Annotated in this window: 30 protein-coding genes and 3 pseudogenes; 10 read left to right on the forward strand and 23 right to left on the reverse strand. The window is 53.9% G+C overall.

The annotated features are described in order from the left end of the window. The coding region (locus ACESYO_RS13075; protein WP_373211294.1) for a hypothetical protein at positions 1-186 on the reverse strand (186 nt) is incomplete at its 3' end. 87 nt (positions 187-273) lie between these two features. Here ACESYO_RS13075 and ACESYO_RS13080 point away from each other — a divergent pair. Further along, positions 274-450, forward strand: a complete 177-nt coding sequence (locus ACESYO_RS13080; protein ID WP_373210384.1) for a hypothetical protein — start codon at positions 274-276, stop codon at positions 448-450. Positions 451-912: 462 nt separating this feature from the next. Continuing rightward, complete coding sequence (locus ACESYO_RS13085) at positions 913-1,212, forward strand: hypothetical protein (RefSeq protein ID WP_373210383.1); 300 nt, start codon at positions 913-915, stop codon at positions 1,210-1,212. Positions 1,213-1,322: 110 nt separating this feature from the next. Here the strand turns inward: ACESYO_RS13085 and ACESYO_RS13090 are convergent, their stop codons facing one another. The 15 genes from ACESYO_RS13090 to ACESYO_RS13160 all read right to left on the reverse strand — a co-directional run bounded on the left by ACESYO_RS13090 (position 1,323) and on the right by ACESYO_RS13160 (position 12,992). Beyond that, a complete protein-coding gene (locus ACESYO_RS13090) occupies positions 1,323-3,005 on the reverse strand; it encodes a recombinase family protein (protein WP_243115207.1) in 1,683 nt (560 codons plus the stop codon). A 91-nt stretch (positions 3,006-3,096) separates the two neighbouring features. Then, positions 3,097-3,270 carry a transposon-encoded TnpW family protein gene (locus tag ACESYO_RS13095; protein WP_164706713.1) on the reverse strand — a complete coding sequence of 58 codons (174 nt, stop codon included), beginning with the start codon at positions 3,268-3,270 and terminating at the stop codon, positions 3,097-3,099. Positions 3,271-3,676: 406 nt separating this feature from the next. Then, positions 3,677-3,916: a helix-turn-helix domain-containing protein gene (locus ACESYO_RS13100; RefSeq protein WP_122790084.1), complete on the reverse strand. Its 240-nt coding sequence runs from the start codon at positions 3,914-3,916 to the stop codon at positions 3,677-3,679. Then, positions 3,901-4,335 (reverse strand): sigma-70 family RNA polymerase sigma factor, encoded by a 435-nt coding sequence (locus ACESYO_RS13105; protein ID WP_373210382.1) that lies wholly within the window; start codon positions 4,333-4,335, stop codon positions 3,901-3,903. The genes ACESYO_RS13100 and ACESYO_RS13105 overlap by 16 nt, the downstream gene beginning before the upstream one ends. 733 nt (positions 4,336-5,068) lie before the next feature. Then, entirely contained in the window at positions 5,069-5,266 is a 198-nt protein-coding gene (locus ACESYO_RS13110) for a cysteine-rich KTR domain-containing protein (protein WP_122790087.1), read from the reverse strand. Next, positions 5,263-5,385 (reverse strand): hypothetical protein, encoded by a 123-nt coding sequence (locus ACESYO_RS13115; protein WP_016147279.1) that lies wholly within the window; start codon positions 5,383-5,385, stop codon positions 5,263-5,265. The genes ACESYO_RS13110 and ACESYO_RS13115 overlap by 4 nt, the downstream gene beginning before the upstream one ends. Positions 5,386-5,395: 10 nt before the next feature. Then, complete coding sequence (locus ACESYO_RS13120) at positions 5,396-6,043, reverse strand: ABC-2 transporter permease (RefSeq protein WP_122790088.1); 648 nt, start codon at positions 6,041-6,043, stop codon at positions 5,396-5,398. Next, positions 6,036-6,896 (reverse strand): ABC transporter ATP-binding protein, encoded by an 861-nt coding sequence (locus ACESYO_RS13125; RefSeq protein WP_373210380.1) that lies wholly within the window; start codon positions 6,894-6,896, stop codon positions 6,036-6,038. The genes ACESYO_RS13120 and ACESYO_RS13125 overlap by 8 nt, the downstream gene beginning before the upstream one ends. Then, positions 6,889-7,272, reverse strand: coding sequence for a GntR family transcriptional regulator (locus tag ACESYO_RS13130; RefSeq protein ID WP_087308502.1), 384 nt, complete (start codon positions 7,270-7,272; stop codon positions 6,889-6,891). The genes ACESYO_RS13125 and ACESYO_RS13130 overlap by 8 nt, the downstream gene beginning before the upstream one ends. 164 nt (positions 7,273-7,436) lie before the next feature. Further along, complete coding sequence (locus tag ACESYO_RS13135) at positions 7,437-9,854, reverse strand: FtsX-like permease family protein (RefSeq protein ID WP_373210378.1); 2,418 nt, start codon at positions 9,852-9,854, stop codon at positions 7,437-7,439. 13 nt (positions 9,855-9,867) lie between these two features. Continuing rightward, positions 9,868-10,533, reverse strand: coding sequence for an ABC transporter ATP-binding protein (locus ACESYO_RS13140; RefSeq protein WP_373210376.1), 666 nt, complete (start codon positions 10,531-10,533; stop codon positions 9,868-9,870). Positions 10,534-10,644: 111 nt separating this feature from the next. Beyond that, entirely contained in the window at positions 10,645-10,905 is a 261-nt protein-coding gene (locus tag ACESYO_RS13145; RefSeq protein ID WP_373210374.1) for a hypothetical protein, read from the reverse strand. Positions 10,906-11,025: 120 nt separating this feature from the next. Next, positions 11,026-12,057 (reverse strand): sensor histidine kinase, encoded by a 1,032-nt coding sequence (locus tag ACESYO_RS13150; RefSeq protein WP_373210373.1) that lies wholly within the window; start codon positions 12,055-12,057, stop codon positions 11,026-11,028. After that, a complete protein-coding gene (locus tag ACESYO_RS13155; protein WP_373210371.1) occupies positions 12,054-12,743 on the reverse strand; it encodes a response regulator transcription factor in 690 nt (229 codons plus the stop codon). Before ACESYO_RS13155 ends, ACESYO_RS13150 begins: the two co-directional genes overlap by 4 nt. A gap of 81 nt (positions 12,744-12,824) precedes the next feature. Further along, the gene (locus ACESYO_RS13160) at positions 12,825-12,992 is read right to left on the reverse strand and encodes a helix-turn-helix domain-containing protein (protein WP_373210370.1); all 168 of its coding nucleotides are present in this window, start codon (positions 12,990-12,992) and stop codon (positions 12,825-12,827) included. Positions 12,993-13,163: 171 nt separating this feature from the next. On the opposite strand from ACESYO_RS13160, the gene ACESYO_RS13165 reads away from it, so the two are divergent. From ACESYO_RS13165 to ACESYO_RS13180, 4 genes are all read left to right on the forward strand, one after another. After that, positions 13,164-13,523, forward strand: a complete 360-nt coding sequence (locus ACESYO_RS13165) for a transcriptional regulator (RefSeq protein ID WP_373210368.1) — start codon at positions 13,164-13,166, stop codon at positions 13,521-13,523. Positions 13,524-13,775: 252 nt separating this feature from the next. Next, entirely contained in the window at positions 13,776-14,105 is a 330-nt protein-coding gene (locus ACESYO_RS13170) for a plasmid mobilization protein (protein ID WP_373210367.1), read from the forward strand. Then, positions 14,066-15,415: a relaxase/mobilization nuclease domain-containing protein gene (locus tag ACESYO_RS13175; RefSeq protein WP_201309577.1), complete on the forward strand. Its 1,350-nt coding sequence runs from the start codon at positions 14,066-14,068 to the stop codon at positions 15,413-15,415. The genes ACESYO_RS13170 and ACESYO_RS13175 overlap by 40 nt, the downstream gene beginning before the upstream one ends. A gap of 93 nt (positions 15,416-15,508) precedes the next feature. Next, on the forward strand, positions 15,509-15,841 hold the full coding sequence (locus ACESYO_RS13180) for a DUF6050 family protein (protein ID WP_201309592.1): 333 nt from the start codon (positions 15,509-15,511) through the stop codon (positions 15,839-15,841). A gap of 388 nt (positions 15,842-16,229) precedes the next feature. On the opposite strand, the gene ACESYO_RS13185 is transcribed toward ACESYO_RS13180, so the two are convergent. From ACESYO_RS13185 to ACESYO_RS13195, 3 genes are read right to left on the reverse strand one after another with little or no spacing between them, the layout of a single operon-like run. Further along, positions 16,230-16,412 carry a hypothetical protein gene (locus ACESYO_RS13185; RefSeq protein ID WP_243282496.1) on the reverse strand — a complete coding sequence of 61 codons (183 nt, stop codon included), beginning with the start codon at positions 16,410-16,412 and terminating at the stop codon, positions 16,230-16,232. Beyond that, the gene (locus ACESYO_RS13190; RefSeq protein ID WP_373210365.1) at positions 16,409-18,262 is read right to left on the reverse strand and encodes an antirestriction protein ArdA; all 1,854 of its coding nucleotides are present in this window, start codon (positions 18,260-18,262) and stop codon (positions 16,409-16,411) included. Before ACESYO_RS13190 ends, ACESYO_RS13185 begins: the two co-directional genes overlap by 4 nt. Positions 18,263-18,274: 12 nt before the next feature. Continuing rightward, positions 18,275-18,811: a hypothetical protein gene (locus tag ACESYO_RS13195; RefSeq protein ID WP_173827680.1), complete on the reverse strand. Its 537-nt coding sequence runs from the start codon at positions 18,809-18,811 to the stop codon at positions 18,275-18,277. A gap of 79 nt (positions 18,812-18,890) precedes the next feature. Here ACESYO_RS13195 and ACESYO_RS13200 point away from each other — a divergent pair, with 79 nt between their 5' ends. The 4 genes and pseudogenes from ACESYO_RS13200 to ACESYO_RS13215 all read left to right on the forward strand — a co-directional run bounded on the left by ACESYO_RS13200 (position 18,891) and on the right by ACESYO_RS13215 (position 22,475). Next, positions 18,891-19,172, forward strand: a complete 282-nt coding sequence (locus ACESYO_RS13200; RefSeq protein WP_071430338.1) for a DUF4315 family protein — start codon at positions 18,891-18,893, stop codon at positions 19,170-19,172. Further along, positions 19,162-19,662 (forward strand): annotated as a pseudogene (locus ACESYO_RS13205) (SH3 domain-containing protein); the annotation flags it as partial. The gene ACESYO_RS13200 and the pseudogene ACESYO_RS13205, both read left to right, overlap by 11 nt. A 111-nt stretch (positions 19,663-19,773) precedes the next feature. Further along, positions 19,774-20,328: pseudogene (locus ACESYO_RS13210) on the forward strand (DUF4366 domain-containing protein); the annotation flags it as partial. Next, entirely contained in the window at positions 20,325-22,475 is a 2,151-nt protein-coding gene (locus ACESYO_RS13215) for a type IA DNA topoisomerase (protein WP_373210363.1), read from the forward strand. The pseudogene ACESYO_RS13210 and the gene ACESYO_RS13215, both read left to right, overlap by 4 nt. Here ACESYO_RS13215 and ACESYO_RS16470 read toward each other — a convergent pair. The 4 genes and pseudogenes from ACESYO_RS16470 to ACESYO_RS13230 form a co-directional block, all read right to left on the reverse strand. Then, positions 22,357-23,052 (reverse strand): annotated as a pseudogene (locus ACESYO_RS16470) (phosphoadenosine phosphosulfate reductase); the annotation flags it as partial. The gene ACESYO_RS13215 and the pseudogene ACESYO_RS16470 sit on opposite strands and share 119 nt — an antisense overlap. A gap of 22 nt (positions 23,053-23,074) precedes the next feature. After that, positions 23,075-24,973: a C40 family peptidase gene (locus tag ACESYO_RS13220; protein ID WP_373210361.1), complete on the reverse strand. Its 1,899-nt coding sequence runs from the start codon at positions 24,971-24,973 to the stop codon at positions 23,075-23,077. Beyond that, complete coding sequence (locus ACESYO_RS13225) at positions 24,974-25,990, reverse strand: DNA cytosine methyltransferase (protein ID WP_373210360.1); 1,017 nt, start codon at positions 25,988-25,990, stop codon at positions 24,974-24,976. Then, positions 25,978-26,613, reverse strand: a complete 636-nt coding sequence (locus ACESYO_RS13230; RefSeq protein ID WP_373210359.1) for a hypothetical protein — start codon at positions 26,611-26,613, stop codon at positions 25,978-25,980. The genes ACESYO_RS13225 and ACESYO_RS13230 overlap by 13 nt, the downstream gene beginning before the upstream one ends. Positions 26,614-26,615: the final 2 nt, after the last annotated feature.

Below are 26,615 nucleotides of genomic sequence, written 5' to 3' on the forward strand. Positions count from 1 at the left end.
GCTTTTTTGTGCCAGCCCCCTCCCCCGCCGCGAAAAGCCCGCCCAAAGCCCGATTTTGACCCTTAGAAAGCCCGCTTTTTTCCGGCATTTGACCCTTGGCAGGCCCGGTTTGACCTGTGCTACCATATAAACTGAGAAGATAAGGCGGAGCCGGATAGCGGGCCCCGCCTTTTTGCAAACCGTCATCCGGTGCGCCCTGTTTTTTAATCAGGCGCGCCGGGGGGGCGGTTTTTGTTTTCCCGGTTTATTTTTAACCTAAAAAGGAGGGTCAGAATGTATTATTCCTTCGATGTGAACGCCGCCGTCCGGTACGGCGTGGAAGAGGCGGTGCTGCTGGAGCACATCCGCTTCTGGTGCGAGAAAAACGCGGCAAACCCGGACTGCAAAAAAGAAGGCCGCTGCTGGATGTACGCCAGCGCCGCCCAGCTGGCCGAACACTTTCCGTTCTAGAGCGTACCCAAAATCCGCCGCCTGTTAAAAAGCCTTGTGCGGCAGGGGGCGCTTTTGGAAGGCCGCTTCGGCCGTTTCGCCTTTGATCGCACCTTGTGGTATGCAATCAGCGAATCCGCTCTTTCCATGTTTCAGAATCGTCACTTGCAAAAAACGAATCCGGAACATTCAACTGCCGATTCCGCAAGAGCAATAAAAGATACCCAAAAAGATTCCCAAGAAGATTCCCAACACACATACACCGCCCGCGGCGGTGCGCGTGCGCCCTCCCCCCTTTTTGAAAAATCCGGGAATGCTGCGCTAAAGACTGAGTGCAAACCGAACCCCTGTTTCACCGATCCGGCAGCACCTGCAACACAGGCAGGCCCGGCGCAAACCGCCAGCCAACCGGCCAACATTACCCCAAACGGCTTTGAGCGGTTCTGGCAGGCCTATCCCCGCAAGGCGGATAAGCGGGCGGCTTTGCTGGCATGGAAGGCCCTGCGGCCCAGTGAAACCCTTGTGAACGCCATGCTGGCGGCGCTGGCCACACAGTGCGAGAGCGCCCCATGGAAGGAAAGCGGCGGGCGGTACATCCCCCACCCGGCCAAATGGCTGAGCCACCGCCGCTGGGAGGACGCGGCCCCCACGGCACAGGCCCCGGCCAAAAGCTACTCCATGCCCGCATGGGCCCAGCAGACCAGCCGCCCCTTTGACCCGGCCGCCGCCGTGGACATTCTGGCCCGGCACCGCCCCCGCCGCCTCAAACGGCTGGAGGCCTGACCCGGCCCGGCCCCCATGCAGCAAAAAAGCGAAGCGCAAAAGGTGCCTCCCGATAAGAAAACATCGTGGGGCAAGAGAGAAACGGTATAGCTTCGGCTATGCCGTTTTTCTCATTCTTGCCTTGATGAAGTGACTTTGGATACTTCCAGAGCTCCAATGCCCTTATAGTAGATGTCAATTTCCTGAGTGCGGTTCTTGCCCTTCGGATCGCTGGCAGCATGGACAACAATCTTCTCGACAAACTCATGCAAGATACATGGGGTCAATTCAGGAATTTCCGTATACCGTTCTACAACGGAGAGAAACCTTTCCACATTGGCACTTTTGCGTTCCTCTGCTTCGATTTCACCACGGAGGACAGCCGCTAACTCTTGAAGCTCATGCTGTTCTTTCTCGTAGTCAGCGGAGAGCTTTTGGAAACGTTCGTCAGAAAGTTTTCCCGAAATAGTATCCTCGTAGAGCCGTTTGAAAATGGTGTCCAGCTCTGCAATCCGCTTTTCGGCATCGGCCAATGTTTTCTGCCGTTTTGCCAAACCTCGGTTACGCTGGCGCATATCCGCATCCATGACCATCTTCACAAAATCGTCTTTGCGCTGTGATGCGAAGGAAACAATCTCGCGCAGATTTTGCAGAACTAATTCTTCCAGGATAACAGTTCGGATAGAATGTGTCTGCCCACATACATCACGGCTTTTCCGATAGCCGGAACACAGGTAATATTCCTGATCGCGCCGGAAATTGGTTGCCCTGCATTGGTACATGATGGAGCCGCAGTCGGCACAGAACATCATGCCGGAGAACATCCCCATTTCTCCCATCTTTGTAGGGCGGCGCCGCGATTGCCTTGCGAGCCTTGCTGCATCGGCAATCGCCTCCGTCCAGATAGCTTCGTGGGTATTCTCAAAAATCTTCCATTCGCTTTCTGGATTGTGCAAGGTCTTTTTACTCTTGTAGGATTTTTTACGGGTTTTGAAATTAACTGTGTGCCCCAGGTATTCACGCCAACGGTCCATGATGTCGGCAATCGTAGAAGAATCCCAAGCGTAAGGAGAACCTTTCTTTGTGACATTGGTTGTTCTGCCCTTGCTCGCATAGTAAGCAGCCGGAGTAAGAATTTTTCTTTCCGTCAGTTTCCTTGCAATCTGCGAGGGTCCCAATCCGTCCATGATATAGAGACCAATTTCATAAACTACCTGGGCGGCTTCTTCATCCTTCACCCATTGCTTTTTGTCATCAGACGATTTCATGTATCCATACGGAGGCAAAACAGTCAAATGTTCTCCTGCATTGCCTTTCACTTTCATAACGGCACGGATTTTTTTGCTGGTGTCTTTGGCGTACCATTCATTGATGATATTGCGGAAGGGCGTAAACTCGTTGTCACCCTGAGTGCTGTCCACACCATCATTCACCGCAATAAAGTGAATATCATGTTCGGGAAACATGATTTCCGTATACATGCCGACTTGCAGATAATCACGTCCGAAACGTGACATATCCTTGATGATGACCCTCTTGACAAGGCCAGCCTCAATGTCTGCAATCATCTGCTGAAAGCCTGGGCGGTTGAAGGTCGTACCTGAGATGCCATCATCAACATAGAATTTGAAATTACTGTATCCATGCTCACGGGCATACTTTTCCAGGATTTTTTTCTGGTTTACAATGCTATTGCTGTCACCCTGCAATTCATCGTCACGGGATAAGCGACAATACAAAGCTGTAAGTTCTTCGGAGCTCATAGCCGTGTAAGGGAATTGAAGCGCGGCAGCGGTGTTTGACTGGTAATACATAAATACCTCCTATCCGGCAGTCAAACACGATATTGAAGTCCAACTTCATTATACCGCGCTTTCTTTTCCCTGTCTGCCTGTTAGAAGGTTTTCAAGTCACAGTTTGTTTCTGAATATCGGCTTTTATCAGGTTCTCCAGTTTGGAGGCTATCGTCTGATTTCCCGTTTGAGGGAAAAAGGAATTGACGATAAAGGTCGTGTTGCCGATCTTCTTTTTGCTCCGCATAGGCGGGGCATATTTATTTTCAGATTGAATTTTCTGCATAATAAGGCCCCTTTCATGCCATTTCATTAAAACCATAAAAGAGGCAAAAAACGGACGGCTGCTGGCCGCAGCTCCACGGGAATCTCACCCCGGCCCATGCTGATGGGTGCGCCGCGCAATGCTTTGAGGGCGTTCAACGCGGGAGTCTCATTATCCTGCCTGTGCATCCTCGCCCACAGGCTGCCACACCTGTTTTGCGGCCTGGTTTTGTCGCTCGCCTGTTTAGTAGGGGTCCCGTCCTGCGGACTTGCAACAGGGTCTTGGCGCACCGGCCGACCGGCTCCACACAGACAGATCGTATCCGTCTGCCTTATGCTGCCCGAAGGCTTTCTTTGTCAAGGATCATGGACTCCGCTGCCGGATCGTCAGGGGCAAGGAAAGGGAGCGAAACTTACCCCGAACAACTTTAGACCGGCAGCACCTTGAAACTCGTCACGATACTATGTATCAGCTTTGTTTCCAGTCTGAGCCGCATATCTTCGTCCACATACAGGTATTCGTTACCGTACTCGTCCCTCACCGGTCTGGTGGCAAGAGCCCGAATGTACTTCTGATAATGAGCGACGACAGCAGCAAGAGCATTTTCGTCACCGTTCACGGCTGCCAGAATCACAGGCACCGGAATGGGCTTTACATGTCCGGCCATTCAAATCCCTCCTTTACCAGATATTCGTACAGTTCTTTCAGCGTAACGAGCCGCCGTTTGGATACGGTCTGATGGACGATATGCAGCTTTTCGCTGATTTCCCGGTCCGTCATACCCAGGAAGTAGGACAGCAGGATCACATCCCGTTTACCCTCCGGCAACTGCGCTAACGCATCGGCCAGGACATTGCCGGTTACGACTACCGGAAGTCCCAATACTTCAAAGACATGCTCGTCCATAAAGTAATCGTCCCACACGGCGGTCTGCTCCAGCTCGGAGGCTGTCAGCTCGTCCAAAGGCTTTTCCTGGTCCAGAAGGCTGGCATAGTCACGTTGGATATGCCGGGCCTCATTCTTCAAAACCCTGACGCAGAAGGCGCCAAATTGATTTTGAATGCGTTGCTCATGGGAGTCTTTCATATTCTCACCTCCCTTCGCGCCGCACAGGTGCGGGGTGGTGATTTCCTCCCTTTCGCCTCAGTAATCCAAGACTTGCGATTTTGGCAACCTGGAAAGGAAAGAAATTTTTATGAAAGGCTCCGTCAGGTGACGAAGGCCCACATAAACAACAAAAAGCGCCCATCCGCAAAATGCGGACAGGCGCAAAGGAATTGACAGAAGTATTTACATGATTTAACTGTTCATCTTCATGGCCGGAATATCTCGATAATGGAAACAGACTTTTTTTGACAAGATGGCTCTTGTCGTTTTATGTCGAAAGGCTTTGTAGCACATGGCGGCATCCTCCTATTGCCGCCGTGCCAAATTGCAAGGTATAGGGTCGTCGTTAGCCTTTGGACAGAAAGAAGCGGCGGCCTTGATTTCTCAAAACCGCCGCTAAAATTATATTTTGAGCATAGAAATTGGTCTGCCCAGCGACGTTTTTTTCTTTTCTGCCGCCGGGCAGATAGATTATATATTTGGCTTTATCAATACTGTAAAATCGAATTGTTGCAGAATTGTCCTAACGCCCACTTCTTTCGACAAAAAAACAGCCCGAATTGCTTCACTTTTGTAGCAATTCTAAATTCATTGCATTTCAGACCGCAAAATAATCCGTTTGAGCAGGAACATGGTTGCGCCAAAATAGTCAGGTATATGGCACAGAACATTCAAAAAAGCCGATAATCACAAGTGAATCGGATCTTGTGAGTTATCGGCTCTGCGGCTGTGCGTCTGGCGCTTTGATAACGGTTATATGAAATTGTTCAATGTCAATTAGACACTCACTTTTGCATTTGGGACAAAAGAGAGGGAAGTTTTTTAGGATGGTATCCTCCCGAATTTTGTCCCGTGTTTTATTTCCACAAATGGGACAGCGGATGAACTCGGCTTTCTCCATATCGGTCATTTTGCATCCCGATCCTTATCTTTTTGCTTCTTTTCTTCCCGATATTTTCGGATCAGCTTGTTGCGGACAGGAATACCGACACCAATCAGAAGAACTACCGCTAAAATTGTAAAATCCATATTGCTCACCTCACATTTCTTTATTTTCCATAATCCGAATGGAGAACCAGATCGACACAGCGTACATGACAACAACGAGTACAAGCACAAGGCCGATCAGCAGTACCGGGGAACTTACAACCGTAGTCACAAAGGGATTGTCTGCGGGCATCTTGGGCAGGAAAAACAAGGTCGCCAAAAATCCAGCCACAGGAATATACATGAACACACGGCCTTTGATGGCTCCATATTTGTAATAGCCCGGAATTTGAAATACGGTATAAAGGGCAAACAGGAATAAACCGCCGATGGCTGCACTAATCATATCAAATGCTCCAACACTTTCACCCATTGCCCGCAGCACAATCGGCTGTGTGATAAGAGAAACCACCAGAGCCATCGCGCCCAGCGCAAGAACAAAGAGATACCGGCCTGTTACCATTTCGCTTTTCTTGATGGGTAAAATCCCATACAAACGCTCCATGCTGTTTTTCTCCGTTACAGAGAAAGTGTATCCTGTGGTCATGGCGATAAAGCACATGGCAAAGGAAACGCCGGTCAGGATGGAACGGTTAATGGCCGCAAAAGCGATAGGAAGAAGCATGGTAAAACCGATCACCTTGATATAGGGCTTTACCAGCGAAAAGTCTAATTTTGTTGCTTTTAATGTATTACTCATAATCGTCACCTTTCTTGCTCGTGAATACAACGATTTCATCAATGGTCGCCGGTTCAATACTCAAAGAGGAAAAAGCGACCGTATCTTCGGTCTTGACCAGGGCCTCAAAGCCCGTAGAGAATGTGCGGACACCGACAGCTTTTTCCTTCAGGTCAGCAGACAGTTCTTCTGTTCCTCCCTTGACAATGCGGAACATATCGACAAATTCATCCTTGCTGCCGCTGAAAAACAATTCTCCATAGCTGATATAAGTGATATAGTCAGCAGCGCGTTCCAAATCGCCGGTGATATGGGTAGAGAACAGTACACTGTGTTCTCCGTCCTCGATATATTCCGAGAGAATTTGAAGCAGTTCATCTCTGGAAACCGGATCGAGGCCGCTGGTGGGTTCGTCCAGGATCAGCAGCTTTGCGTCGTAAGAGAACGCACAGGCCAGCATCAACTTCATCTGCATACCCTTTGAGAGTTCTTTCACTTTCTTGGTGGGAGCGATGTGGAACTTCCGCAGCATCTCGGCAAACCGCTCCGACTTCCAGTTGGGGTAGAAAACGGAGATAGATTTTTCTACCTGTGTTACCTGCCAATCATCGCTGAAATAGTTGGTATCAAATACAACACCGAGTTCCGCTTTTGCTTTCTGCTCGTCAGCGACATTATCCAGCCCCATGATCTTGATTTCGCCGCCGTTGCGCTTGAGCATATTCAGAATGAGTTTGATGGTGGTTGTCTTGCCGGAGCCGTTTGGCCCGATCAGCCCCATAATATATCCCTTCGGCAAGGTGAAGCTGATATTGTGAAGCTGGAAACTGTCAAAGGATTTCGACAGGTTTTTCACCTCTAAATAGTTAGTCATCTGTATTCGCCTCCAATAAAATATCTAAAAGACGGTGCAGTTCCTCGTTTGGAAGATTTGCTATTCTTGCCGCCTTGATTGCATCGGTCAGCCCATTTTCTACTTTGCAGATAAGCTGCTCTCTCATTAGTTCAGAGCCACGGCCCATGACAAAGCAGCCGCGTCCCTGAACATTTTTGACAAATCCCTCTTGCTCTAATTCTGTATAGGCCCTTGTAACGGTTAGGACACTGATTTTCAAATCTTTTGCCAGTGTTCGAAGAGAAGGTAAGGCTTCGTCCTCTTTCAGTTCGCCAGATAGGATTGCCGCCTTGACCTGCTGCTTAATTTGCTCGTAGATGGGTACGCCTGATACATTTGAAATAATTAGTTTCAATCCATCTCACCTTCTTGCTGTTTTAACTGTTATGCTATTATATATAACACTATAACACAAAGCGAGCAAAAAGACAATATGGTTAAAGAAAGTTTACAAATAGCAAAAACTGGTCGGGACAAGCAATCTCTGTCCCGACCAGTTTTCTTCTTGAAAGGCAGTGTTTATTCTGCCCTCAGATTTTCAATCAGACTTGTTTTTTCGATTGAACGACAGATGCAATAGCTGACAAGAATCTGTAACCCAATCAGTACAGCAGCAAACAAGAGAACAGGTAACGGATCAATGGCAAAGATAACGAATTTCAGAGCCATTACCTTATTTGCCAAATAGCACAGAAGTCCACCAATCGTAATACCAAAAGCCGCTGCCAATAGTGCCGACTTGATACTGACACTCATACCCTCCCGGTAGAGCATTTTTCGCAGTTGCCGGTTTGTCATCCCAACAGCTTGTAGCAAAGCAAACTCCCGTTTGCGGATGATTGCGCTGTTAATCAGCATATTTATCATATTGAGCAATCCGAATATCACGACAAAGGCAGATATAGCATATAGACTACTCATTGTTACATTGATAAACCCTGCAATCATAGAATATTCTTCCGAATATACTTTGAGCCGTAAATTCGGATTTCCGCTGATAAGAGATGCCAGTCTGTCTTTTACAGACTCCGTATAGTTTTTATCACAAAAGATAGAGATATGTGTTGTATTATTATACGGGGAAATCTGTTCGATTGCTTCTTGAGTGCAATAGAATAATCCCGTCGAGGGGAAATAGGCAATACCTGCAACAGTAAATGTTTCTTCTATGGTCTGTCCACCGACTTCAAAACGGAATGTCAACGAATCTCCAACTTGCAAATCTCCATAGTTGAGTTCACTTCGATCTGTGCGGTATTTATTGATTACAATTTCATTCGTACCTAAATCATCATAGCTAACAGTTCCACTTACGATTTCGCTGACATTGGCGATCAGTTCTGGTGACAAGCTATTCAGCAGTTCCAAGTTATCTTCGAGCGAGGTATAATTTACAGCCGATTCAACCAAACGGCCCATAACACACTCGTCAAGAATGATTTTCTGGACACCAGGAATATCTGTGATTTGTCCCATCAGTTCATCGGATAATGGATTGTTCTGAATAATTGTCGGGAAACGTTCGTAGAAATTGTCCATTTGAATACCAATTTGAAAATCTTCATCCATAGGATAGCTTTGCCGTATCATTGCCGGAAGATTGATAGAGGACACAAAAATGGCTAATGCAATCATCAATGTTCCGCTGATACTTAGCGAAATAATTGACATTCGATTTTTCTTCCGATTTGTGTACAGATTGCTTTTTGCTAACGAATCAGGGGTAATTTGTTTTAGTGCCTTGTGAGAACCAGCGGTTTCCCCATCCCTGAATTTCATAGCTTCAATGGGTGAAGCATTTGCCAAAAGTTTTGCAGGTTTCCTCAGTGCAAATTTAATAACGACATAAATCAGCAGGATCGCAAATAAAGTAATGAGAGCATCATACAGAAGCCATTGTACTCCAGAGATTAAGACAATGAGCAAAATAGAAATCAATGCTCCAAGCGGTATAAATCTCACTGCCAACATATTGCCTTGCGTATTTAAGAACCGGCGCAGTTGCTTTTGTGTTGTGCCCAATGAGATCAGTTGGGCATACATTGGCATGGAATTTACGATGGAAATATAAAAAATGCTGTATATCACAAAGCTGCTGGCAAACATCAAGAATATGGTGAAAAAGATGACAGCAGCGATCACAGTTCCATCAAAGTAAACTCCATCAATGTAACTCTCATTTATGATAACATCAAAGCTGGGGATGCCTGCAGACTCGCCTTTGCTTTTCAAAAAGTCTTTTTGGGTATCGGAACCTGTACTGGAATAATCCGAATTGAGTAAAACAAGTACATCAACCGTGGCAGCGGTTTCTGTGCTGAAATCCGAAGTTATTTGACTGTATTGTTGGGCATATTTCATTTGGAAACTGTTTGATGTTACAACATAAAACTGCTCTCCACGTTCTTGTTCCTTGTTTTGAATCGTACCACATACAGTAAATTCTTCTTCTCTTTCTTCATTGGTCAAGCTGTCAACATAAGCAAACCGGAAAGTATCTCCCACCGACAAAGCACGATTCTTTAAGTAGGTTTCGGACACAAGCACCTCATTTTCACTGTCCGGGATTACGCCATCTACAAGCCGGAACCCCATAAAGGCCAGCGCCTGTTCGTCCATATATGCCAGATCGGTACGACCATCACGGTCAACCTGATTTCCAAAAGATTTGTAGATGCCTACGGCTTCAAAATCTTTATCCGATTGGAGTGTGGTTTTGGTATCTTCGTTTACTGCCCGATACATAGCATGGTATGGAGCCTGATTCGCTTGATCCAACGCATCATTCACTAAAACCGAAAAAATAGTTGCCATCAGACAGGTGGCCAGAACGATAATGGTTGCAGTTAAAAATGTTTTTAATTTGTGTGTTTTCAGATCAGCTTTCGCAAGACCATGTATTATTCTGCGCGTATCATTTTCAAATGGTAATGTCATATCCTCCACCTCCTTACGCCTTGATTTTTCCGTCCTCAATGCGCACAATACGGTCGGCAAGCTGGGCAATCTCGTTGTTATGGGTAATCATCACAAGCGTTTGGTTGAACTCCCGGCTGGTGCGCTGAAGCAGGCCCAGCACGTCGGCGCTGGTCTTGCTGTCCAGGTTGCCAGTGGGTTCATCAGCCAGGACAATGGCCGGTTTGGATACCAGGGCGCGGGCAATCGCCACGCGCTGCTGCTGGCCGCCGGAAAGGTTGTTGGGCATATTCTGGAGTTTGTCCTGAAGGCCCAGCATCTTCACGACCTCAACCATGAATTTCTGATCCACGGTGTCGCCATCCAGTTCCACAGGCAGAACAATGTTCTCATGCACATTCAGAATCGGCACCAGATTGTAGTTTTGGAACACAAACCCAATGTTGCGGCGGCGGAAGATGGTAAGCTGCTCGTCGTTCATCTTGGCCAGTTCCTTGTCCCGAACCACCACGCTGCCGGAAGTGGGAGTATCCAGACCGCCCATCATGTGCAGCAGGGTGGATTTGCCGGAACCGGATGTACCCACCACCGCTACAAACTCTCCTTCCTCTACGGAGAAGGTCACACCGTCCAGAGCGCGGGTAATGTTCGGCTCAGTACCGTAATATTTTTTCAGATCATTGGTCTGCAAGATACTCATATGAATACCGCCTTTCTGTTTTTTGATAAGAGTAGTCTAAAGCTGAATTGTTACAGAAATGTCCTAAACGCCCTCTGGTTTTGGACTGAATTGCTTCAATTTTAGGACATTTCATTTTTGATAGTATTTTTTGTAAAGCCGAACGGAAAGCAAGCCGGTAATTGCCAGTTGAATCACCAAAAAGAACAGCACAAGCCAGATGCTCTCATAATAAAATAGCTGTGTCTGAAAGATAACAACATCAATCAATGCCACTACTCCGGCTGCCCATCGAATATGCCGGACAAAGAAGAATTTGAAAACGCCCAGGATAATCATAGGTGGCAGGCAGAGCAGGACCGCATTGAGAATCAATGTCCTTGTAATAGCCATGTAACTTCCTCCTCTCATTGTTTGAGAAAAGCCTACCTCCCAAATGTTGCAGAAATGTCCTAAAATCCATGCTGTGATAATTTTTTGAAAAAGCGGCAGCCCGCACAGGCCGCCGCTTGATTACTCTTGTGGCAAGAACACCGAAAAGGTGGAACCTTTCCCAACCTCGGAAGTCACCAGAATATACCCGCCCTGCATGGTAATGATCTCACGGGCCAGATATAGACCAATGCCGATTCCGTCCACCTCATGCACCGCTTCTTCCCGGTAAAATCGCTTGAAGATCGTGGCCTGCTCTCGTTCCGGGATGCCCCGGCCCGTGTCAGTCACATCAATTTTCCAGTACATTTCCCAATTCTGAACGGACACATGGATGCTGCCACCAGCAGGCGTGTACTTCACCGCATTGTCCAGCAGATTGAACAGGGCCTCGGAAGTCCAGCGGCTATCATGGGAAATGGTCAGCCCCTCTGGGCAATCCACGGTCAGCTCAATACCTTTTTTCTCCATTGGAGCCAAAATCCCGTTGATGGCGTACACCAAAGTTTCCTCTATTAAAGCGTCCTTTTTCTCCAGCGTAATCACACCAGCCTCCAGCCGGGAAGTTTTCACCATTGCCTGAATCAGAAAGTCCAGCTTGTCAAGCTGGCTGCCGGTTGCCTGCAAAAACTCCCGCCGCTGTTCCTCCGAAATCGGACGGGTCAGCATGGTTTCATTGAGCATTTTCAGATTGGCAATGGGGGTCTTGGTCTGGTGGGAAATATCCGATAACAGAGATTGTAGATCGGCCTTTTCTTTTGCCACCGTATTTCGGTCTTTCTGCATGATGTTGTAGAGCCGTTCCAGGCGGTGGCTGATTCTCGCCAGCAGCGTTTCCGCTTCATAGTCCATTTCTGGCCGTGCGGCGCTGTCCATCATGTCATCCAGCGTCCGGCACAGGCTATCGGTGAACAGGGTCAGCTTCTTTTGAAAGTAGTGCAGGAAAATCCCGCCCCATACCAGAAACACAGCGGTCAGCAACCCGCCGTACAAAACCACCCGTAGGTTTTTCGTGACCAAAAACAGACAGAGCAGCACCAGAAAAGAGGTTGCCAGAAGGCCACCAGTAATAAGCCACAGAAACTTTTTCATGGACAGGTTTTCTATTTTCATTTTGGTTCACCACCGATCCACTGATAGCCCATGCCGTAAGCTGTCTTGATATACTTATGCTCGTCTGTTTCGATTTTTTTGCGGATACGGCTGATGATGGTGGTCAGGGTATGCTCGTCCACAAAATCCCCGTCAATGTCCCACAGCTTCTCTAAAATCTGCCGCTTGGTCAGGATAATCCGGGGGTTCTTCACGAACAGGAACAAGGTGCGGTATTCCTTCGGGGTGAAGTCCAGCGGCTCCCCGGCAAGGGACGCCCGCTGCTCGGAAAAGTCGATTTTCAAAAAGCCATCGTCAAACAGATCGTGCCGGGGCGTGCGCAGTTCCAGATTGGCAAAGACCGCCGCCACCTTCCTGCACAGCACCGTCACCGAAAAAGGTTTCGTCACATAGTCCGCGCCGCCTGCTTCATAGCCTTTGAGCATATCGCTTTCCTTGTCGTTGGCGGTGATGAAAATAATGTAGGTGTGCTGGCCGCGCCCCCGGATTTCTTCGCAAAGATCAAGACCGCTGCCATCCGGCAAATTGATGTCCAGGAGCGCAACATCAAACTCGGTTTCTTTCAAATGGAAAACAGCATCCTTGTGGTTATAGGCCGCTGTGATTTCATATCCATCAGACGCCAGGTTATAACCCAGAGTCCGGTTCAGTAGGGTATCGTCCTCCACAATCAGTATCTTTCTCATGCGTTCACTTCCTCTCTTTTTCGGCTGTATCACTTATCTTAAAACTGAAATGTTGCAGAAATGTCCTAAGAATAATGACCTTCATTTTTTCCGGCGAGGATCGGATGGCTTTTCTGCATTTTTAGGAATCATCCACATACGGCCAAACTTTATAACGCCAGGGATGCGGCCATCTTCGCAAAACTTTTGTACCCGTCTTTCAGAAATACCCCATTTCTTTGCGGCTTCGGGGCAAGAGATATATTCCATACGGTTCAATCCTCCCGCTTTTATATCTGTTGCTTTAATTATATACGGTCAAGCGAATACTTCAAGGCACCTATTGTAAACAAACAAGGAATTATATAGGCTAACTATGCGAACTGTATAGACATATTCAGAAAGAAAGGTGAACAGTAGAATGTAATAGGGTGAATCAATATGGAAAAAAGACCAGTACAAAAATATGATTTTACGCCTTTTGGAAAGGCAATTAAATCGGCAAGAAACGAGCAGAAGGAGTCCCGCAACAAAGTCGGGAATGAAATGTTTCTGTCGCCCCGCTATCTTGCCAATATCGAAAATAAAGGGCAGCATCCGAGTCTCCAGATTTTCTTTGAACTGGTGACCCGTTATCATATCTCCGTAGATCAGCTTCTCTTTGAGGATACGACAGAGAGTAAGTCCACGGCACGCAGGCAGCTTGATCCCTTGCTCGATGGAATGACCGAAACTGAACTGAAAATCGTCATTGCCACCGCTCAGGCCATCTTGGATGCCAGAGCGGAGGAAGAAAAATGATGCGGTTAGTGCAACTGAATAATGATTAGAAAACGCTATGAACGGATACCGTTTGTAGCGTTTTTCTTTGCTTTCATGGTTGCCAAAGGCAGGAGTTTCGGATTACTTAGGTACGGAGAGAGAAACGATAGCAAGCACAGCAAGTGTAGCCACACTTGCGAATTTTCGGTTTAGGGAACCCCTTGCCCCTAAACACAAAAATTGCTTGCTGGGATAGTCCCAGACCCTTATGAGGAAACGGAGGCATACACTATGGCAAACCGCAAACGGCCCATCGTCCTGCGCTGCCCGGTGACAGCAGAGGAACGGGCCCTGATAGAACAGAAGATGGGCCAGCTCCATACAAAGCGGATCGGCGCTTATCTCCGCAAGATGGCGATTGATGGGTACATCATCCAGGTGGACACCACCGACATCAAGGAGATGACCCGCGCCCTCTCTGCCATCGGCCGGAACATCAACCAGATCGCCAAGCGGTTGAACGCCGGCGGCCCGGCCTACCAGGCCGACATGGAGGAGATCCGGGAGAGGATGGACCAGATATGGCAGTTACAAAGACGCATCCTATTAAGTCAACGCTGAAAGCGGCCATTGACTATATCTGCAATCCCGACAAGACGGACGGTAAGCTGCTGGTGTCCTCCTTCGGCTGCTCCGCAGAGACCGCCGACATCGAATTTGCCTGGACCCGCCGCCATGCCATCGACAAGGGCACGAACCTGGGCCGGCACCTCATCCAGGCGTTTGAACCTGGGGAGGTCACGCCAGAGGAGGCCCACCGGATCGGTATGGAGCTGGCGCGGGAGGTCCTGGGCGGCAAATATGAATTTGTCCTCACCACCCACATAGACAAAGACCACGTTCATAACCACCTGATTTTCAATGCGGTCAGCTTTCAGGACCACAAGCACTATCACTCCAATAAGCGGAGCTATCACTTCATCCGCCGCACCAGTGACCGGATCTGCAAAGAACACGGCCTGTCTGTCATCGTCCCCGGCCGGGACAAGGGCAAGAGCTACATCGAGCATCAGGCGGAACAGAACGGCACCAGCTACAAGGCGAAGCTGCGCGCCGCCATCGACCGGCTCCTGCCCGGCTGCTCTGACCTGGAGGACCTGCTCCGCCGCCTCCAGCGGGAAGGGTACGAGCTGAAACGGGGCAAGTACATATCCGCCAGGGCTCCGGGCCAGGAGAGGTTCACCCGACTGAAAACCCTGGGCGCTGATTATGCCGACGAGGCACTGACCGCCCGGATCGCCGAAAGGCCCAGGCCCTCCCGCCAGCCGAAACAGCGCACCGGGAAGCCCAGCCTGCTCATTGACATCCAGAACAATCTCAAAGCCCAGCAGAGTGCCGGCTACAAACACTGGGCGACCATCGAGAATTTGAAGCGGGCCGCTGAAACGCTGAACTTCCTGACCGAACACGGGATCTCCAGCTATGAGGAGCTGTCCGAGCGTTGCGACGGGGCGGCGGCCGCTACCGCCAAGGTGAAGGCAGACCTCCGGGCAACGGAGAAGGAAATGGAGCGGCTGACCCTCACCATGAAGCACGCTGCCACCTACCGCCAGCTCCGTCCCCTGTATGACCAATACCGCCAGTCCAGGGACAAGGAGAAATTCCTGCGGGGGCATGAGGGGGAGATCATCCTGTTTGAGGCGGCGGCAAGAGAACTGAAACGCCTGGACGCCGTACCCCTGCCTGCCACCCAGCGTCTCCGGGCCGAGATGGACGAGCTCACCGCCAGAAGGACCGCCCTGCAATCGGAATATAGGAAGGTCCAGCGGGAGGAACGGGAGTACGACACCCTCCGCCAGAATGTGGAGGCCCTGCTGGAAAAGCCGCGGGAGGCCGAACCGCAGAGACAGCGAAATAACGAGCTGGAATAGCGGCAGTTGTATGCCTTTACCAGACTTTTCAAAAACCCCTGGGCGCGTTTCAATTTTCCCGGTATAATGGAGGCAGGAATGGAGGTGCCGCCAATGACGAGAACCGAGGCCATCAAGGAATTTTTCAAGAAGGCAGTTTTGCCCGTCGCCATCGCCGGGCTGCTGTACTGCATTTTCAAATCCGCCTGCATCAGGAATGGAGAGCTGGATCTTCTCTGGCTCTGGATACTCTGCGGCCTGCCCTTCGGCATCCATCGGATGTGCGTCTGGATCGTGCCGGGCGGCGGCTCCCTGGGCGGCGGTGCCGCGCTGTTCGTGCTGAACTTCATCATCGGCGGCCTCATCGGGGGCTTCGTCCTGGTATGGCGCCTGCTGGTGGCGGCGTGGTATGTGCCCCTCACCATCTACCGCCTGATCGTGGGATAACCGCACTATGGAAATGTGGAAAACGGCCGCTCCGCCGATGGAAAACAGACATTCACGGCCCGATGGAAAAGCCGCCGGCTTTCCCACAGCCCGCAAACATCGTTTCCCACAGCTCCGCAAGCGTGACCGTTTACTCACATTCCCACAGCGCCTGCTACGGCGAATATCCTTCCTATCCTGTCCGATCCTGATTGAAAGAAAAAGAGAGAACAAAAAAGAAGCGGGAGCGTCACCCTCGGCTCAAACCGAAGGCGGCACTCCCGCTCTGCTATGAAAAAGTGTTCAAAACCGGGGCTTTGCACCCCTCAAATCGGAGGGGCACGCCCACATGGGAAATCATAAAGGCTACTCCCGAAAAAGCCGCCACAGGCGATTTTCCGTCCTATTTTCAACCCTTATCTCTGCACTTTTTCGAGCGTGTGGACTGGTAATGAGGGCAGGAGATAAGAACTGCCCGGAAGCTCTGCTTGCAGGGATGGACACAGCCCTTGCAGACCTTGTTGTACTTGCGGCGGCCGTTCTCCCCCAGGAAGAAAGCCCATTCCAGCCGCCACTTCTTGCTCCGGCTCATAGGTCGTGCTCCGGGGGCTTCTTCTGGTGGGCCTTGTCCGGGGGCTTGCGCTCGCTGCACTCCTTTTTCGCCTCCGCCAGTCGTTCCCGGATGGAGGGCTTCTTCTCCGGCGTGGTCCTGCGCACCTCACCCTGGGCCTTCTCCAGCTCCTCACCCCTGCGGCCGTTGTTCAGCACCCCGTCAATCATCCCGTAGTCATCCTCCAGGGTCATCTCTGCGGTGCGGAGCGGGTTCTCCGGCTCCACCGGCAGGGCGACGATCTGCCCGTTCAGACTGATGAACTGCTCCGGCTGCTTGAAGTGTTCCGTGTATTTCTGCACCTGCTCCGGGGTCAGGGAGGTGAAACTGTCCTCACTCAACCCCACCACCAGGAAGGTGCCGGCCATAATATCGTAAATCTCCCCATGCTCATCCCGCAGGCCCCGGTTCAGCTCCAAACCGATGAGCTTGCCCTCATCGTTACAGACCAGCCCCACCGGGTCGGAGAAGGGATAAGTGGCGGCAATATCGCCGCCCACTTCTGCCTGTAACGAATGGAGGCCGGGGGCGATCTCCTTCACATAGGGCTCCTTCATCGGTTCCACCACCAGGACGGTCATCTTCTCCGGGGCGGCGTGCTCTTGGGTCTCCTCGTTTCGGATGGCGAAGGAGCGGGAACCATTGCCCATGATGAGATACTTCCCATCGTCAGACTGATGGTGGAAACCGTACCCGGCCGCCTCCATCTGCTCCCGGCTCATATCCGTCACATAAAAGGTCCCCCTGGGGGTCCGTACCGTTTCGCCGGTCTCCCGGTCATCTGGGGAGGGCGCCGGAGTCTGCCCGGACAGCTCCGCCTCATACTCCCGGCCCGCCTGCTCTGCAAAGGCCAGCATCTCGTCCACATGGGACTTGTCCGGGTCCTCCAGTGCCGCTTTGATTACAGCCGGATCAAAGTCAAGAAATTCCTCATACCCGGTGGCGTCCTTGAACTTCTCGATCTCGGAAGGCAGATAGTCCTCCTGGGTCTGCCCCAGGGCGGCCAGTTTCTCATCCAGGGCGGAAATGCGGCCGGCCATCAGGTTTTCGTAAATTTCCTCCCTCGCCGCATGTTCCTCCGGGTGCTCGGCGGCGTACTGCGGGTCGTGCTGGCGAAAAAACTCGTCCATATCGTAGGCAATGTCCATTGCCCATTCCGAAATTTCTTCTTCGGGAATATCGTCCTGGAAGGTCATCACCCGGTATTCCTCCGGAATGCTGCCATGCTCCCCGTCGTAATACTCATGGAAGCTGCTCCCGGTATCCCGCACATACCCCAGGTCGGTGAACTCGCCGCCCTCCTCCAGGGCGACGTCCCGGCCGTAGGCCTCATAGTCGATGTAGTTCCGCAGGTGCTCCGGCACCTGCATGGCGTCCAGCTCCTCGATGTAATACCGGCCCAGGTCGTCGTGGTCGTGGATGTCGGGGTAAATGTCGTAGCAGTCCAGGTTCTCGGTCAGGTTGATGATCTCCTGCAAGCTGCCGGAATGGTCTCCAATCTCCATAGCCGCCTGGAACTGTTCGTACTCGCCCTGGCTCATCTCGTCCAGTTTGGAGGCCAGGTAGTTGAGCTCGTCCAGGTTCTCATACTCGCCCAGCTTGTCGTAGAGGCCGTCCACATAGCAGTCATAGTCAGTGATGAACCACTCCTCATAGGGCTGCCCGAAGTCGTCCTTGGAGCCAATGCCGATCCGCTCAAACACCTTTTGCAGCTCCTCCGCCGTGGTGGGGAACTTCACCCATTCACCCACCAGGGAGCCCTCGTTGTACTTGCCCAGGTTGGTGATGAAGGCGGCGAAAGGATAGTCCTTGTCATATTCATAATGGGGCATATACGCACCTCCTTACAATTCCGGCTCGGACTTCCCCTTGTGGGGCGCCGGCGCCTTGTTTTTTCCCATGCACTCCTGCTTGCTCTGCTCCAGCCGTTCCTTGATGGAGGGTTTCCGGTCCGTCTGCTTCTCCTGGGGGCGGTCATGCTGCCACTCGTCCCCGGACAGCGTTAAATAGCCCCTGCTGGTAAAACAGCCCTGTTCCTCCTGCATGGCGTATTTGCCAAAAGGAACGGGATCAATGGCCTTCAGCAACTCATCCGGGAAAACTATATCTGTATGCTCAAACAGATAGCGCCATCCCAGCGTATCCAGTTTATTGACACGGGACTCCAGGATGAAATACTCGGTATTGGCGGGGAACTCCCGAAATTGCTCCAGCGTGGTCAGACGATAGGGAGACTCCTGCACAGCAGCCAGAAGGTTCCGGTCCTCCTGAGAAAGGGTGGTCAAAGCCCGAAGTGCCGCCTCCTGCTCCGCAATGCTCCCCTCCTGGGGCAGCATTGCTTTCAGATCATTCAGGGAAATATCAGATTTACTTTTTGCCATTCACGCCCTCCTTCCGTTTGGGGAACTCCAGCTTGAAGCGGACATACTTCCCGCCGGTATGGAAAGGAGTTTTGCACACATGGCAACTGTTGAGAAGATCCGCCGTGACATTGAAAAGACCAAGGAGAAAATCTCCGAGCAGCAGAAGCGCCTCCGCGCCCTGGAGGCCCAGCTCACCGAGGAGGAGAACCTGGAGATCGTCCGCATGGTCAAGGCGGTGAAGATGGACAACCGGGAGCTGACGGCCTTCCTGAAGGCCTACGCCAGCGGCCTCATCACCCTGCCGGAGGGCATGATGGAGGCGGAGGCCGCGGCGGACCCCGGCGAGAATGAGATGGAGGATACCGAGTATGAAGAATAAGAAGATCATCCGCCTGTTTACGGCGGCTCTGGCCGTGGCGCTCTGTGCCACGGCCTTTGCTGTCCCCGCCTTCGCCGGCGGCGGGGATGGCGAACCCTACTACACGGAAACGGCCGGGACAGAGGCCGCTCCCACGTGGGATGCCGAGTCCCCGGAGGTCACTGTGACCGATGATGAAGATACTGCTGGCAACAATGATACGCAGGCCGACGGTGATGCCCTGGACCAGCTTGCCGAGCTGCTGGGCGGTCTGGGGACTGTCACGGTCACCGAGGAGGGTATCCAGTTCACCCCTGACGCGGAGGGATTGGAGACCCAGCAGATCGGGACTGTGACCACCTGCGGGGGAAACCTGAATGTCCGCACCGGCGCGGGACTGGAAAACGACGCATTTACCCAGCTTCCCAACGGGGCGCAGGTGGAGGTCATCGGCACCGAGGGCGAATGGGTCAAAGTGCTTCTGCCGGAGCGTGAGGGCTATGTCCATTCCGATTACCTGACCATCACGGACACGGGCGCCTTCTCCCTCTCCCTGGATGGGGCGGAGCTTTCCTCGCTCCTGGAGCTGTTCACTTCCGGCCTGTCGGATGGGACAGGCGCTGCCCTGACCCCGGACGGGAACCTCTCCCTTGTGGATGACATCGGCGGGACCGCCTCCGGCAAGCAGTTCATCACGGCGGAGACAAAAAGCGGGAATGTTTTTTATCTCATCATCGACCGGGATGATGAAGGGGCGCAGACCGTTCACTTCCTCAACCAGGTGGATGAAGCTGACCTTATGGCCTTAATCGAGGATGGGGAGACCCAGGAGGAGGAACCCGCGGTCTGCACCTGTGCCGAGAAGTGCCAGGCCGGGGCGGTGAACACTTCCTGCCCGGTCTGCTCTGTCAACATGAGCGAGTGCGCCGGCGTGGAGCCGGAGGCTGAACCCGAACCGGAGCCGGAGGAGGAGTCCGGCGGTGGCGGCGCCCTGGCGCTGGTCCTGGTGCTGTTGGTGCTGGGCGGCGGCGGAGCCTTCGCCTACATCAAGTTCATCAAGCCCAAGCAGGCGGCCAAAGCCAGCGCGGACCCGGACGACTATGATTTTGAGGACGAGGAGGACTACATCAACGAGGACGAACCGGAACAGGAAGAAGAAACGGAGGAAACGAAATGAAGCTGGTGATCTGCGAGAAACCGAGTGTTGCAAAATCCATCGCGTCGGCCCTGGGTGTCACATCCAGGGCCGGCGGCTGTTTTGAGGGGAATGGGTTCATCGTTTCCTGGTGCGTGGGCCATCTGGTGTCCCCGATGGACGCGGCGGGATATGACCCCGGCTACAAGAAATGGCGGTATGATGACCTGCCCATTCTGCCGGAGCCCTTCCGCTATGTGCTGGTGAAGGGCAAGGAGGACGCCTTCCAGAACTTGAAACGCCTCATGGAACGCCCCGATGTCACCGAACTGGTCAACGCCTGCGACGCCGGGCGGGAGGGGGAGCTCATTTTCCGTCTGGTCTATGAGATGGCGGGCTGCACCAAGCCCTTCTCCCGGCTATGGATCTCCTCAATGGAGGACACGGCCATCCGGGAGGGCTTTGCCGACCTGCGCCCCGGCGCGGAGTATGATCCGCTGTATCAGTCTGCCCTCTGCCGCCAGAAAGCGGACTGGCTCATCGGGATCAACGCCACACGGCTGTTCTCCGTCCTCTACCACCGCACCCTGAATGTGGGGCGGGTGCAGACGCCCACCCTTGCCATGCTGGTAGACCGGGACTGGAAGGTCACCAGCTTCAAAAAGGAGAAGTACCACCATGTGCGCCTTGCCCTGGACGGGACCGAGGCGGTCAGCGAGCGGATCACTTCCCCGGAGGAGGCGGAGACTCTGCGGGCGGCCTGCGCCGATGGTCCGGCGGTCTGCACCTCCGTCACCCGCGAACAGAAGAAAGAGGCGCCGCCCAAGCTCTACGACCTGACCACCCTCCAGCGGGAGGCCAACCGCCTGTTCGGCTACACGGCCAAGCAGACGCTGGACTACGCGCAATCGCTGTACGAGAAGAAGCTGCTGACCTATCCCCGGACGGACAGCCGGTATTTGACCGCCGACATGGCGGAGACCGCTGCGGCGGTCCTCCACCTGGCGGCCAAGGTGCCGCCCTTTGACGGGTGCGGGGAGTTCTTCCCGGATGTGTCCCTGCTGGTGAACGATGGGAAGGTATCCGACCACCACGCCATCATCCCCACCCTGGAGCTGGAGAAGGCTGACTTGTCCGCTCTGCCCGTGGGCGAGCGCAATATCCTTCTGCTGGTGTGCCGGGAGCTGCTGTGCGTGGTTGCGGAGCCCTTTGTGTACGAGACTGTCACGGCGACCTTTACCTGCGGCGGGCAGACCTTCACCGCCAAGGGCCGCCATGTGCTGTCCCTGGGGTGGAAGGACATTGACCGCATTTTCCGCGCTTCCCTGAAAGAGGAGCCGGAGGACGAGGCGGAACCCGCCGCCCTGCCGGACTTCACCGAGGGGCAGACCTTTGACCAGGTGGAGGCCTCTGTCACCGAACACTTCACCACTCCGCCCAAGGTGCACACGGAGGACACCCTCCTGTCGGCCATGGAGAACGCCGGCAAGGAGGACATCCCGGAGGATGCGGAACGGCGCGGCTTGGGCACCCCGGCTACCAGGGCGGCGATCCTGGAGAAGCTGGTGGCGGCCGGATTTGTGGAGCGCAAGGGCAAAAGCCTTATTCCCACCAAGGCGGGGATCAACCTGGTCACCGTCCTGCCGGATACCCTGACCTCCCCCATGCTCACGGCGGAGTGGGAACAGAAGCTGACCGGCATTGCCAGGGGCGAGGCGGACCCCGTTTCATTTATGGCGGGAATTTCTGAAATGACGCGGGAGCTTGTGAAAAACTACTCCCACATTTCCGAGGAGGGCCAGAAGCTGTTTGCCCCGGAGCGTGAGACCGTGGGTCTCTGTCCCCGCTGCGGCAAGCCGGTGTATGAGGGCAAGAAGAATTTTTACTGCTCCGACCGCTCCTGCCAGTTTGTGCTGTGGAAGGATGACCGCTTCTGGACCTCCCGCAAAAAGGAACTGACCAAGAAAATGGCCGGCGACCTGCTGAAAAAGGGCCGCACCTCCGTCAAGGGGATGTGGTCTGAAAAGAAGGGCGCCTCCTATGACGCGGTGGTGGTGCTGGATGATATCGTTCTTTCCATGAATAGTTACGGCCCAGGCCCTGGACCGTTTTCAAATTGGGGCGGGCGTTGTCCTCCAGGGCGATGGCCCTTCGGAACAGGTCCGGGTGGTGGTCCCGCAGGTGGATGATCTCCTCCGCCCTCATGCTGGGGCAGAAGAAGCAGGAGGATTTGCCCGGCTGGGGCAGACCCGCATTTTCAATGGCCTGCATACACGCTGCCCGGTCCCATCCCCATTCCATCAGGGGATACCACTTGCTGTATTTTGGGTCGGCCAGGTCGCCCAGCAGCACCTTGTCGCTGCGATAGCTCTCGCCGGCGTCGTATCCAATGAACTTCACCACCCGCTTTCCAGCCGCCCAGACCTTGCGGCAGGGCGGGTAGCGGTTGCAGAACTTTTCCTGCGGCCCGATCTTGTGTTTCAGGGAACACCGCTTGAAGCCATAGGCCATAGAAGGCAGGGTGCCGCTCTGCAAACACTCCTGTTCCAAGGTTAGCCGCTTTCCGTCCCGCGTGGTCTTATACACTCTGGTGATGGGCGGCATCCCGTGGTCCTTCAGCCAGCGGTCCATGATGTCCAGGTAGGCATAGGTGTGGGGATGCTCCGCCCCGGTATCCGCAAAGAGGATCAGGTCCACCGGGATACGGTGCTGGTGCAGGCCAATCAAAAGGGCGGTGCTGTTGGCACCGCCCCCGTAGGAAACCATATTGATGCTTTACCACCTCCCATCAGTTGTACGGCGGCCGGCCGTAGGCATAAAAGTGTGATTGCCAGTAGCTGGTGTTCAAATTAGTGTAGGAGATCGGATCTCCACAGTGCAGCATCATATTGTCGCCCACATAAATGCCCACATGGGAAATCCCGCTTGTGTCGTAGGTCCCCACGAAAAACACCAGGTCGCCCGGCTGGGGATCGGATACCGGGGTGGAGATATTGTAGAGCCCCTGGGCGCCCAGCCGCCCGGTGTTGCACAGCCCGGTATTGGTCAGCACATAGCTCACGAAGCCGGAACAGTCGAAGGAGGTCTCCGGGCTGCTCCCGCCCCAGACATAAGGGTATCCCAGGTATTTCTCCGCCTCGGTGATGAGAGTGGCGAACCGCTCATCCGTCAGATACTCGGCGGGGATGTCCCAGGCCGTGGGCGGGTTCTCAATGTACTTGCCCACATACCCGGAGGACGGGAACAGGTCCGGCCGGTTGCCCAGGGTGGACATATACACGGCGTACATGGAGAGCTGGTCCTCGCCCATGATATAGACCGGCACATGGGAGAGGTCGAAATTCTCCAGCGTGACGGTGCAGATGTACCAGGTGTAGGGAACCTCTACCTCGTACTCGTTGCCCTCGCTGTCCGTCCTCGTTTCTGTCCGATACCGTGTTTCAGTGGTCACGGTCTCGGTGAGGATGTACTGCTTGTCAAAGAGCATTTCCAGATCCCCTTGCACCTCGTCCAGGGTGAACACCCCCTCGTGAAGCGCCGACAGGATGGACAGCAGCACATAGGGGTCATGCTCGATCTCGTCCAGGTCAAAGTGATATTCGTCGTAGTCGTGGGTGGCCTCGTAGGTGTCCAGATATTCTTGCAGCTCCGCCTCCATCTCGCAGTAGGCGGCCTCGGCCCCGGTCAGGTCTGAGTCCTCCGAAAGATAGGAGGAGGCCACCAGGCCGGAAGTCCCGCCCCCGAACATGGAGGTGCAGGACTGCATCAGCCCCATGATGAGCATGAGGATCAGCCCAATCCAGCCCACGATGAGGAGGGTGTGCTTGTTTTTGGTAACGAAGCCGCCCAGCTTCTGGGCGATGGTCCCGCCGCCCTTCTTCGCTGCGGAGGCGGCGGTCTGGGACGCCTTGCCCGCGGCCTGGGTCGCGCCGGTCCCTGCCCGGTGTGCGGCGGCGTACTGCTTTTGCAGGCGCTTCTTCTGCCACAGCCGGGAGATGGGATTGCTGGACGCAAGCTGGGGGTTCTCCATGACGGATTTCTGCCAATAGAAATCCGCATTGGCTTTCACCGCCGCCTGCTCCGCTTTTGATACATCCCGCCAGGGTTTCAGCTTGCGGTCTGCCCGCGCCTGGTGGAAGCGGCGGCCGCCATAGCCCACAGCCTTCTCGATCTGCCGCTCCCCCAGGTGGCCGGCCTGGACGCCGGAGTTTTCACCCTCCACCTTGCTCACCTCGCCGTGGAGGGTAGACTTGACCTCCTGGATCGGCCGGGCCAGCGGGTTGCCGTGTTCCTTGCCGGGCGGCTTCACGGGGACGGCGGCCTTTGCCGCGTCCAGCTTATCCGCTGCCTTGTCGGACTTGCGGACAGCCTTTTTCAGCTCCGGCGCCGCCCGGTCTGCCTCCGAAAACTGCAAAAGGGAGGAAGGGCGGTCCCTGGCCGCCTCACCCTCCCGGAAGGTGTCGCGCCGCTTGTGCCGCACTTTTTTCGCCTGGCGCCGTTCCACATGGCCCTCCATCTCATCCACTACCCGGCCAGACGTTTCCGCCGTGTCATCAGCGGAGGAATAGTCCTGCTCCGAGGGACGGTCCGAAATATGGGTGGCCTCGCCGGTCACCAGGTTCACCGAAATGGCCCCGTCACGGGTCATCTTCTGGGCCTCCTTCTCGGAGGCTTTCCATTCCTGCATTTATCCGTCACCTCCTCCATAGGGGCAGATGCCGGCGCACGCCCCGGTTTCAATCGCCGCGATATAGTGAAAAATGGGATAGGCCTGGGGCGGGCAGACCGCGTTGCCCAGGGTTTTCAGCCGCAGGGCCCGGTCCTTCGTGTCCTCGGTTATGCGGGGGACGCCCTCCGGCTCGCCGGCCCAGAGGATACGGCCGTCCATCCTTTCGGGAAGCCCATGAGCCATTCCACCCAATCCGGGTTCAGCGCCGCCTTCTCCGACAGGGGCTGCTCCTGGTGGATCACCTGGGCCGAAAGGTTGCTGGACGGGGACTTGCCCCGGAAGGCCTCCGGTTTCAGGGTGGAGCGGTAGCCCTCCGACGCCGCCGGCGTCAGGTAGAACACCGCCGCCGAAAGGCTCAGGCTCCAGATCGTCCCGTCCCTGTTCCGCTTGCGGAAGATCCCATTGTCCGACAGGAACACATCCAGGTTTGCCGCGTCCCTGCAGGTGGATTTGTCGGAGGCAAGGGGCGTGGGAAACATCAGCCGCGACGATAAAAGTTCGCTGGCGCTCATGCCACGCGCCGACGCCGCAAGCCGGAAATACGAATGGGAGAACAGCGTATCCCGCTTTTGCCAGGTCAAAAATCGTTTTGTCGAGCCCCATATTGATGAAGCCAGCAACATTTTCCCCAAGCACCCAACGGGGCCGCAGCTCGGCAATAACGCGGCACATCTCCGGCCACAGGTAGCGTTCATCCGCAAAGCCCTTCCGTTTTCCCGCGGTGGAGAAGGGCTGGCAGGGGAAGCCGCCGGAGATAATGGTGACTGTTTCAAGTCCTGTTTTCTCAAAAAACGCCTCCTTCGTGAATGTGGTGATGTCCCGGAACTTCGGCACGTCTGGCCAGTGCCGTTCCAGGATGGAATAGGGGTAGTCCGCCCATTCACACTGGCAGACGGTCTCGAACCCAGCTGCCTCCGCCGCCAGGTCCAGACCGCCAATGCCGGAGAACAGGCTCACATGAGTCAGTCGCTCCATACCTCGTCCCCTTCAAGGTCTCCCTCGTCCTGGGGCTCCTCCACATCCTCCAGGCGGACCAGATTATGGCGCTTGATGATGGACTCCTCCAGGATGTCCTGGGCGGCGTTGCTGTCCTCCGGGAGGCCCAGGCTGCGGTAGAGCTTTTTCAGCACCTTCTCATAGCCGCCTGCCTTTTTCTTCAGGCGGAGGAAGTCCTTCTCCGTTTCCGCCTCGGACAGGCGGCGGGCCAGCGAATAGTAGAGGACGATCAGGTGGTGGATGTCGCCCACCAGCATACGGAAGCCGCTGCCGGGGATGATGTACTCGTCCTTGTACTTCTTGGGCGCCGGCTCCTCTGCGGGAACCACTTCCACCTCGTCCAGCTCCTTGTCCATGAGCCCCTTCAAATCCTTGGGGTCGCCGAACACCAGGTAGCGGCCGGGGATGTCCCAGCCCTGGAACTTCTCCTCGGCGATCTCGCCGTACCGCTTCGCCGTGTCCAGCACATGGAACACATCCTCCTCGTCCTTGATCCGGCCCGCCAGGAAGGCAAGCTGATGGAGAAGGCCGTACAGGTGGACCTCATCGTTGATATGGTCGAGATAGGTTTTTCCTTCGATGATATACAGTTTGTTCTTCATAT

Origin of the sequence: Allofournierella massiliensis (genome assembly GCF_964241245.1) — a bacterium.
Lineage (GTDB): Bacteria > Bacillota > Clostridia > Oscillospirales > Ruminococcaceae > Allofournierella > Allofournierella massiliensis.

Excerpts from the sequence above, each read along its gene's own strand:
- ACESYO_RS13080 (WP_373210384.1), top strand. The coding sequence starts at position 274 with ATGTATTATTCCTTCGATGTGAACGCCGCCGTCCGGTACGGCGTGGAA.
- ACESYO_RS13230 (WP_373210359.1), bottom strand. The coding sequence starts at position 26,613 with ATGAAGAACAAACTGTATATCATCGAAGGAAAAACCTATCTCGACCAT.
- ACESYO_RS13115 (WP_016147279.1), bottom strand. The coding sequence starts at position 5,385 with ATGGATTTTACAATTTTAGCGGTAGTTCTTCTGATTGGTGTCGGTATT.
- ACESYO_RS13135 (WP_373210378.1), bottom strand. The coding sequence starts at position 9,854 with ATGACATTACCATTTGAAAATGATACGCGCAGAATAATACATGGTCTT.
- ACESYO_RS13155 (WP_373210371.1), bottom strand. The coding sequence starts at position 12,743 with ATGAGAAAGATACTGATTGTGGAGGACGATACCCTACTGAACCGGACT.
- ACESYO_RS13200 (WP_071430338.1), top strand. The coding sequence starts at position 18,891 with ATGGCAACTGTTGAGAAGATCCGCCGTGACATTGAAAAGACCAAGGAG.
- ACESYO_RS13225 (WP_373210360.1), bottom strand. The coding sequence starts at position 25,990 with ATGGAGCGACTGACTCATGTGAGCCTGTTCTCCGGCATTGGCGGTCTG.
- ACESYO_RS13125 (WP_373210380.1), bottom strand. The coding sequence starts at position 6,896 with ATGACTAACTATTTAGAGGTGAAAAACCTGTCGAAATCCTTTGACAGT.
- ACESYO_RS13215 (WP_373210363.1), top strand. The coding sequence starts at position 20,325 with ATGAAGCTGGTGATCTGCGAGAAACCGAGTGTTGCAAAATCCATCGCG.
- ACESYO_RS13120 (WP_122790088.1), bottom strand. The coding sequence starts at position 6,043 with ATGAGTAATACATTAAAAGCAACAAAATTAGACTTTTCGCTGGTAAAG.
- ACESYO_RS13170 (WP_373210367.1), top strand. The coding sequence starts at position 13,776 with ATGGCAAACCGCAAACGGCCCATCGTCCTGCGCTGCCCGGTGACAGCA.
- ACESYO_RS13100 (WP_122790084.1), bottom strand. The coding sequence starts at position 3,916 with ATGGCCGGACATGTAAAGCCCATTCCGGTGCCTGTGATTCTGGCAGCC.
- ACESYO_RS13145 (WP_373210374.1), bottom strand. The coding sequence starts at position 10,905 with ATGGCTATTACAAGGACATTGATTCTCAATGCGGTCCTGCTCTGCCTG.
- ACESYO_RS13090 (WP_243115207.1), bottom strand. The coding sequence starts at position 3,005 with ATGTATTACCAGTCAAACACCGCTGCCGCGCTTCAATTCCCTTACACG.
- ACESYO_RS13110 (WP_122790087.1), bottom strand. The coding sequence starts at position 5,266 with ATGACCGATATGGAGAAAGCCGAGTTCATCCGCTGTCCCATTTGTGGA.
- ACESYO_RS13190 (WP_373210365.1), bottom strand. The coding sequence starts at position 18,262 with ATGCCCCATTATGAATATGACAAGGACTATCCTTTCGCCGCCTTCATC.
- ACESYO_RS13165 (WP_373210368.1), top strand. The coding sequence starts at position 13,164 with ATGGAAAAAAGACCAGTACAAAAATATGATTTTACGCCTTTTGGAAAG.
- ACESYO_RS13105 (WP_373210382.1), bottom strand. The coding sequence starts at position 4,335 with ATGAAAGACTCCCATGAGCAACGCATTCAAAATCAATTTGGCGCCTTC.
- ACESYO_RS13095 (WP_164706713.1), bottom strand. The coding sequence starts at position 3,270 with ATGCAGAAAATTCAATCTGAAAATAAATATGCCCCGCCTATGCGGAGC.
- ACESYO_RS13220 (WP_373210361.1), bottom strand. The coding sequence starts at position 24,973 with ATGCAGGAATGGAAAGCCTCCGAGAAGGAGGCCCAGAAGATGACCCGT.
- ACESYO_RS13195 (WP_173827680.1), bottom strand. The coding sequence starts at position 18,811 with ATGGCAAAAAGTAAATCTGATATTTCCCTGAATGATCTGAAAGCAATG.
- ACESYO_RS13160 (WP_373210370.1), bottom strand. The coding sequence starts at position 12,992 with ATGGAATATATCTCTTGCCCCGAAGCCGCAAAGAAATGGGGTATTTCT.
- ACESYO_RS13180 (WP_201309592.1), top strand. The coding sequence starts at position 15,509 with ATGACGAGAACCGAGGCCATCAAGGAATTTTTCAAGAAGGCAGTTTTG.
- ACESYO_RS13185 (WP_243282496.1), bottom strand. The coding sequence starts at position 16,412 with ATGAGCCGGAGCAAGAAGTGGCGGCTGGAATGGGCTTTCTTCCTGGGG.
- ACESYO_RS13150 (WP_373210373.1), bottom strand. The coding sequence starts at position 12,057 with ATGAAAATAGAAAACCTGTCCATGAAAAAGTTTCTGTGGCTTATTACT.
- ACESYO_RS13175 (WP_201309577.1), top strand. The coding sequence starts at position 14,066 with ATGGCAGTTACAAAGACGCATCCTATTAAGTCAACGCTGAAAGCGGCC.
- ACESYO_RS13140 (WP_373210376.1), bottom strand. The coding sequence starts at position 10,533 with ATGAGTATCTTGCAGACCAATGATCTGAAAAAATATTACGGTACTGAG.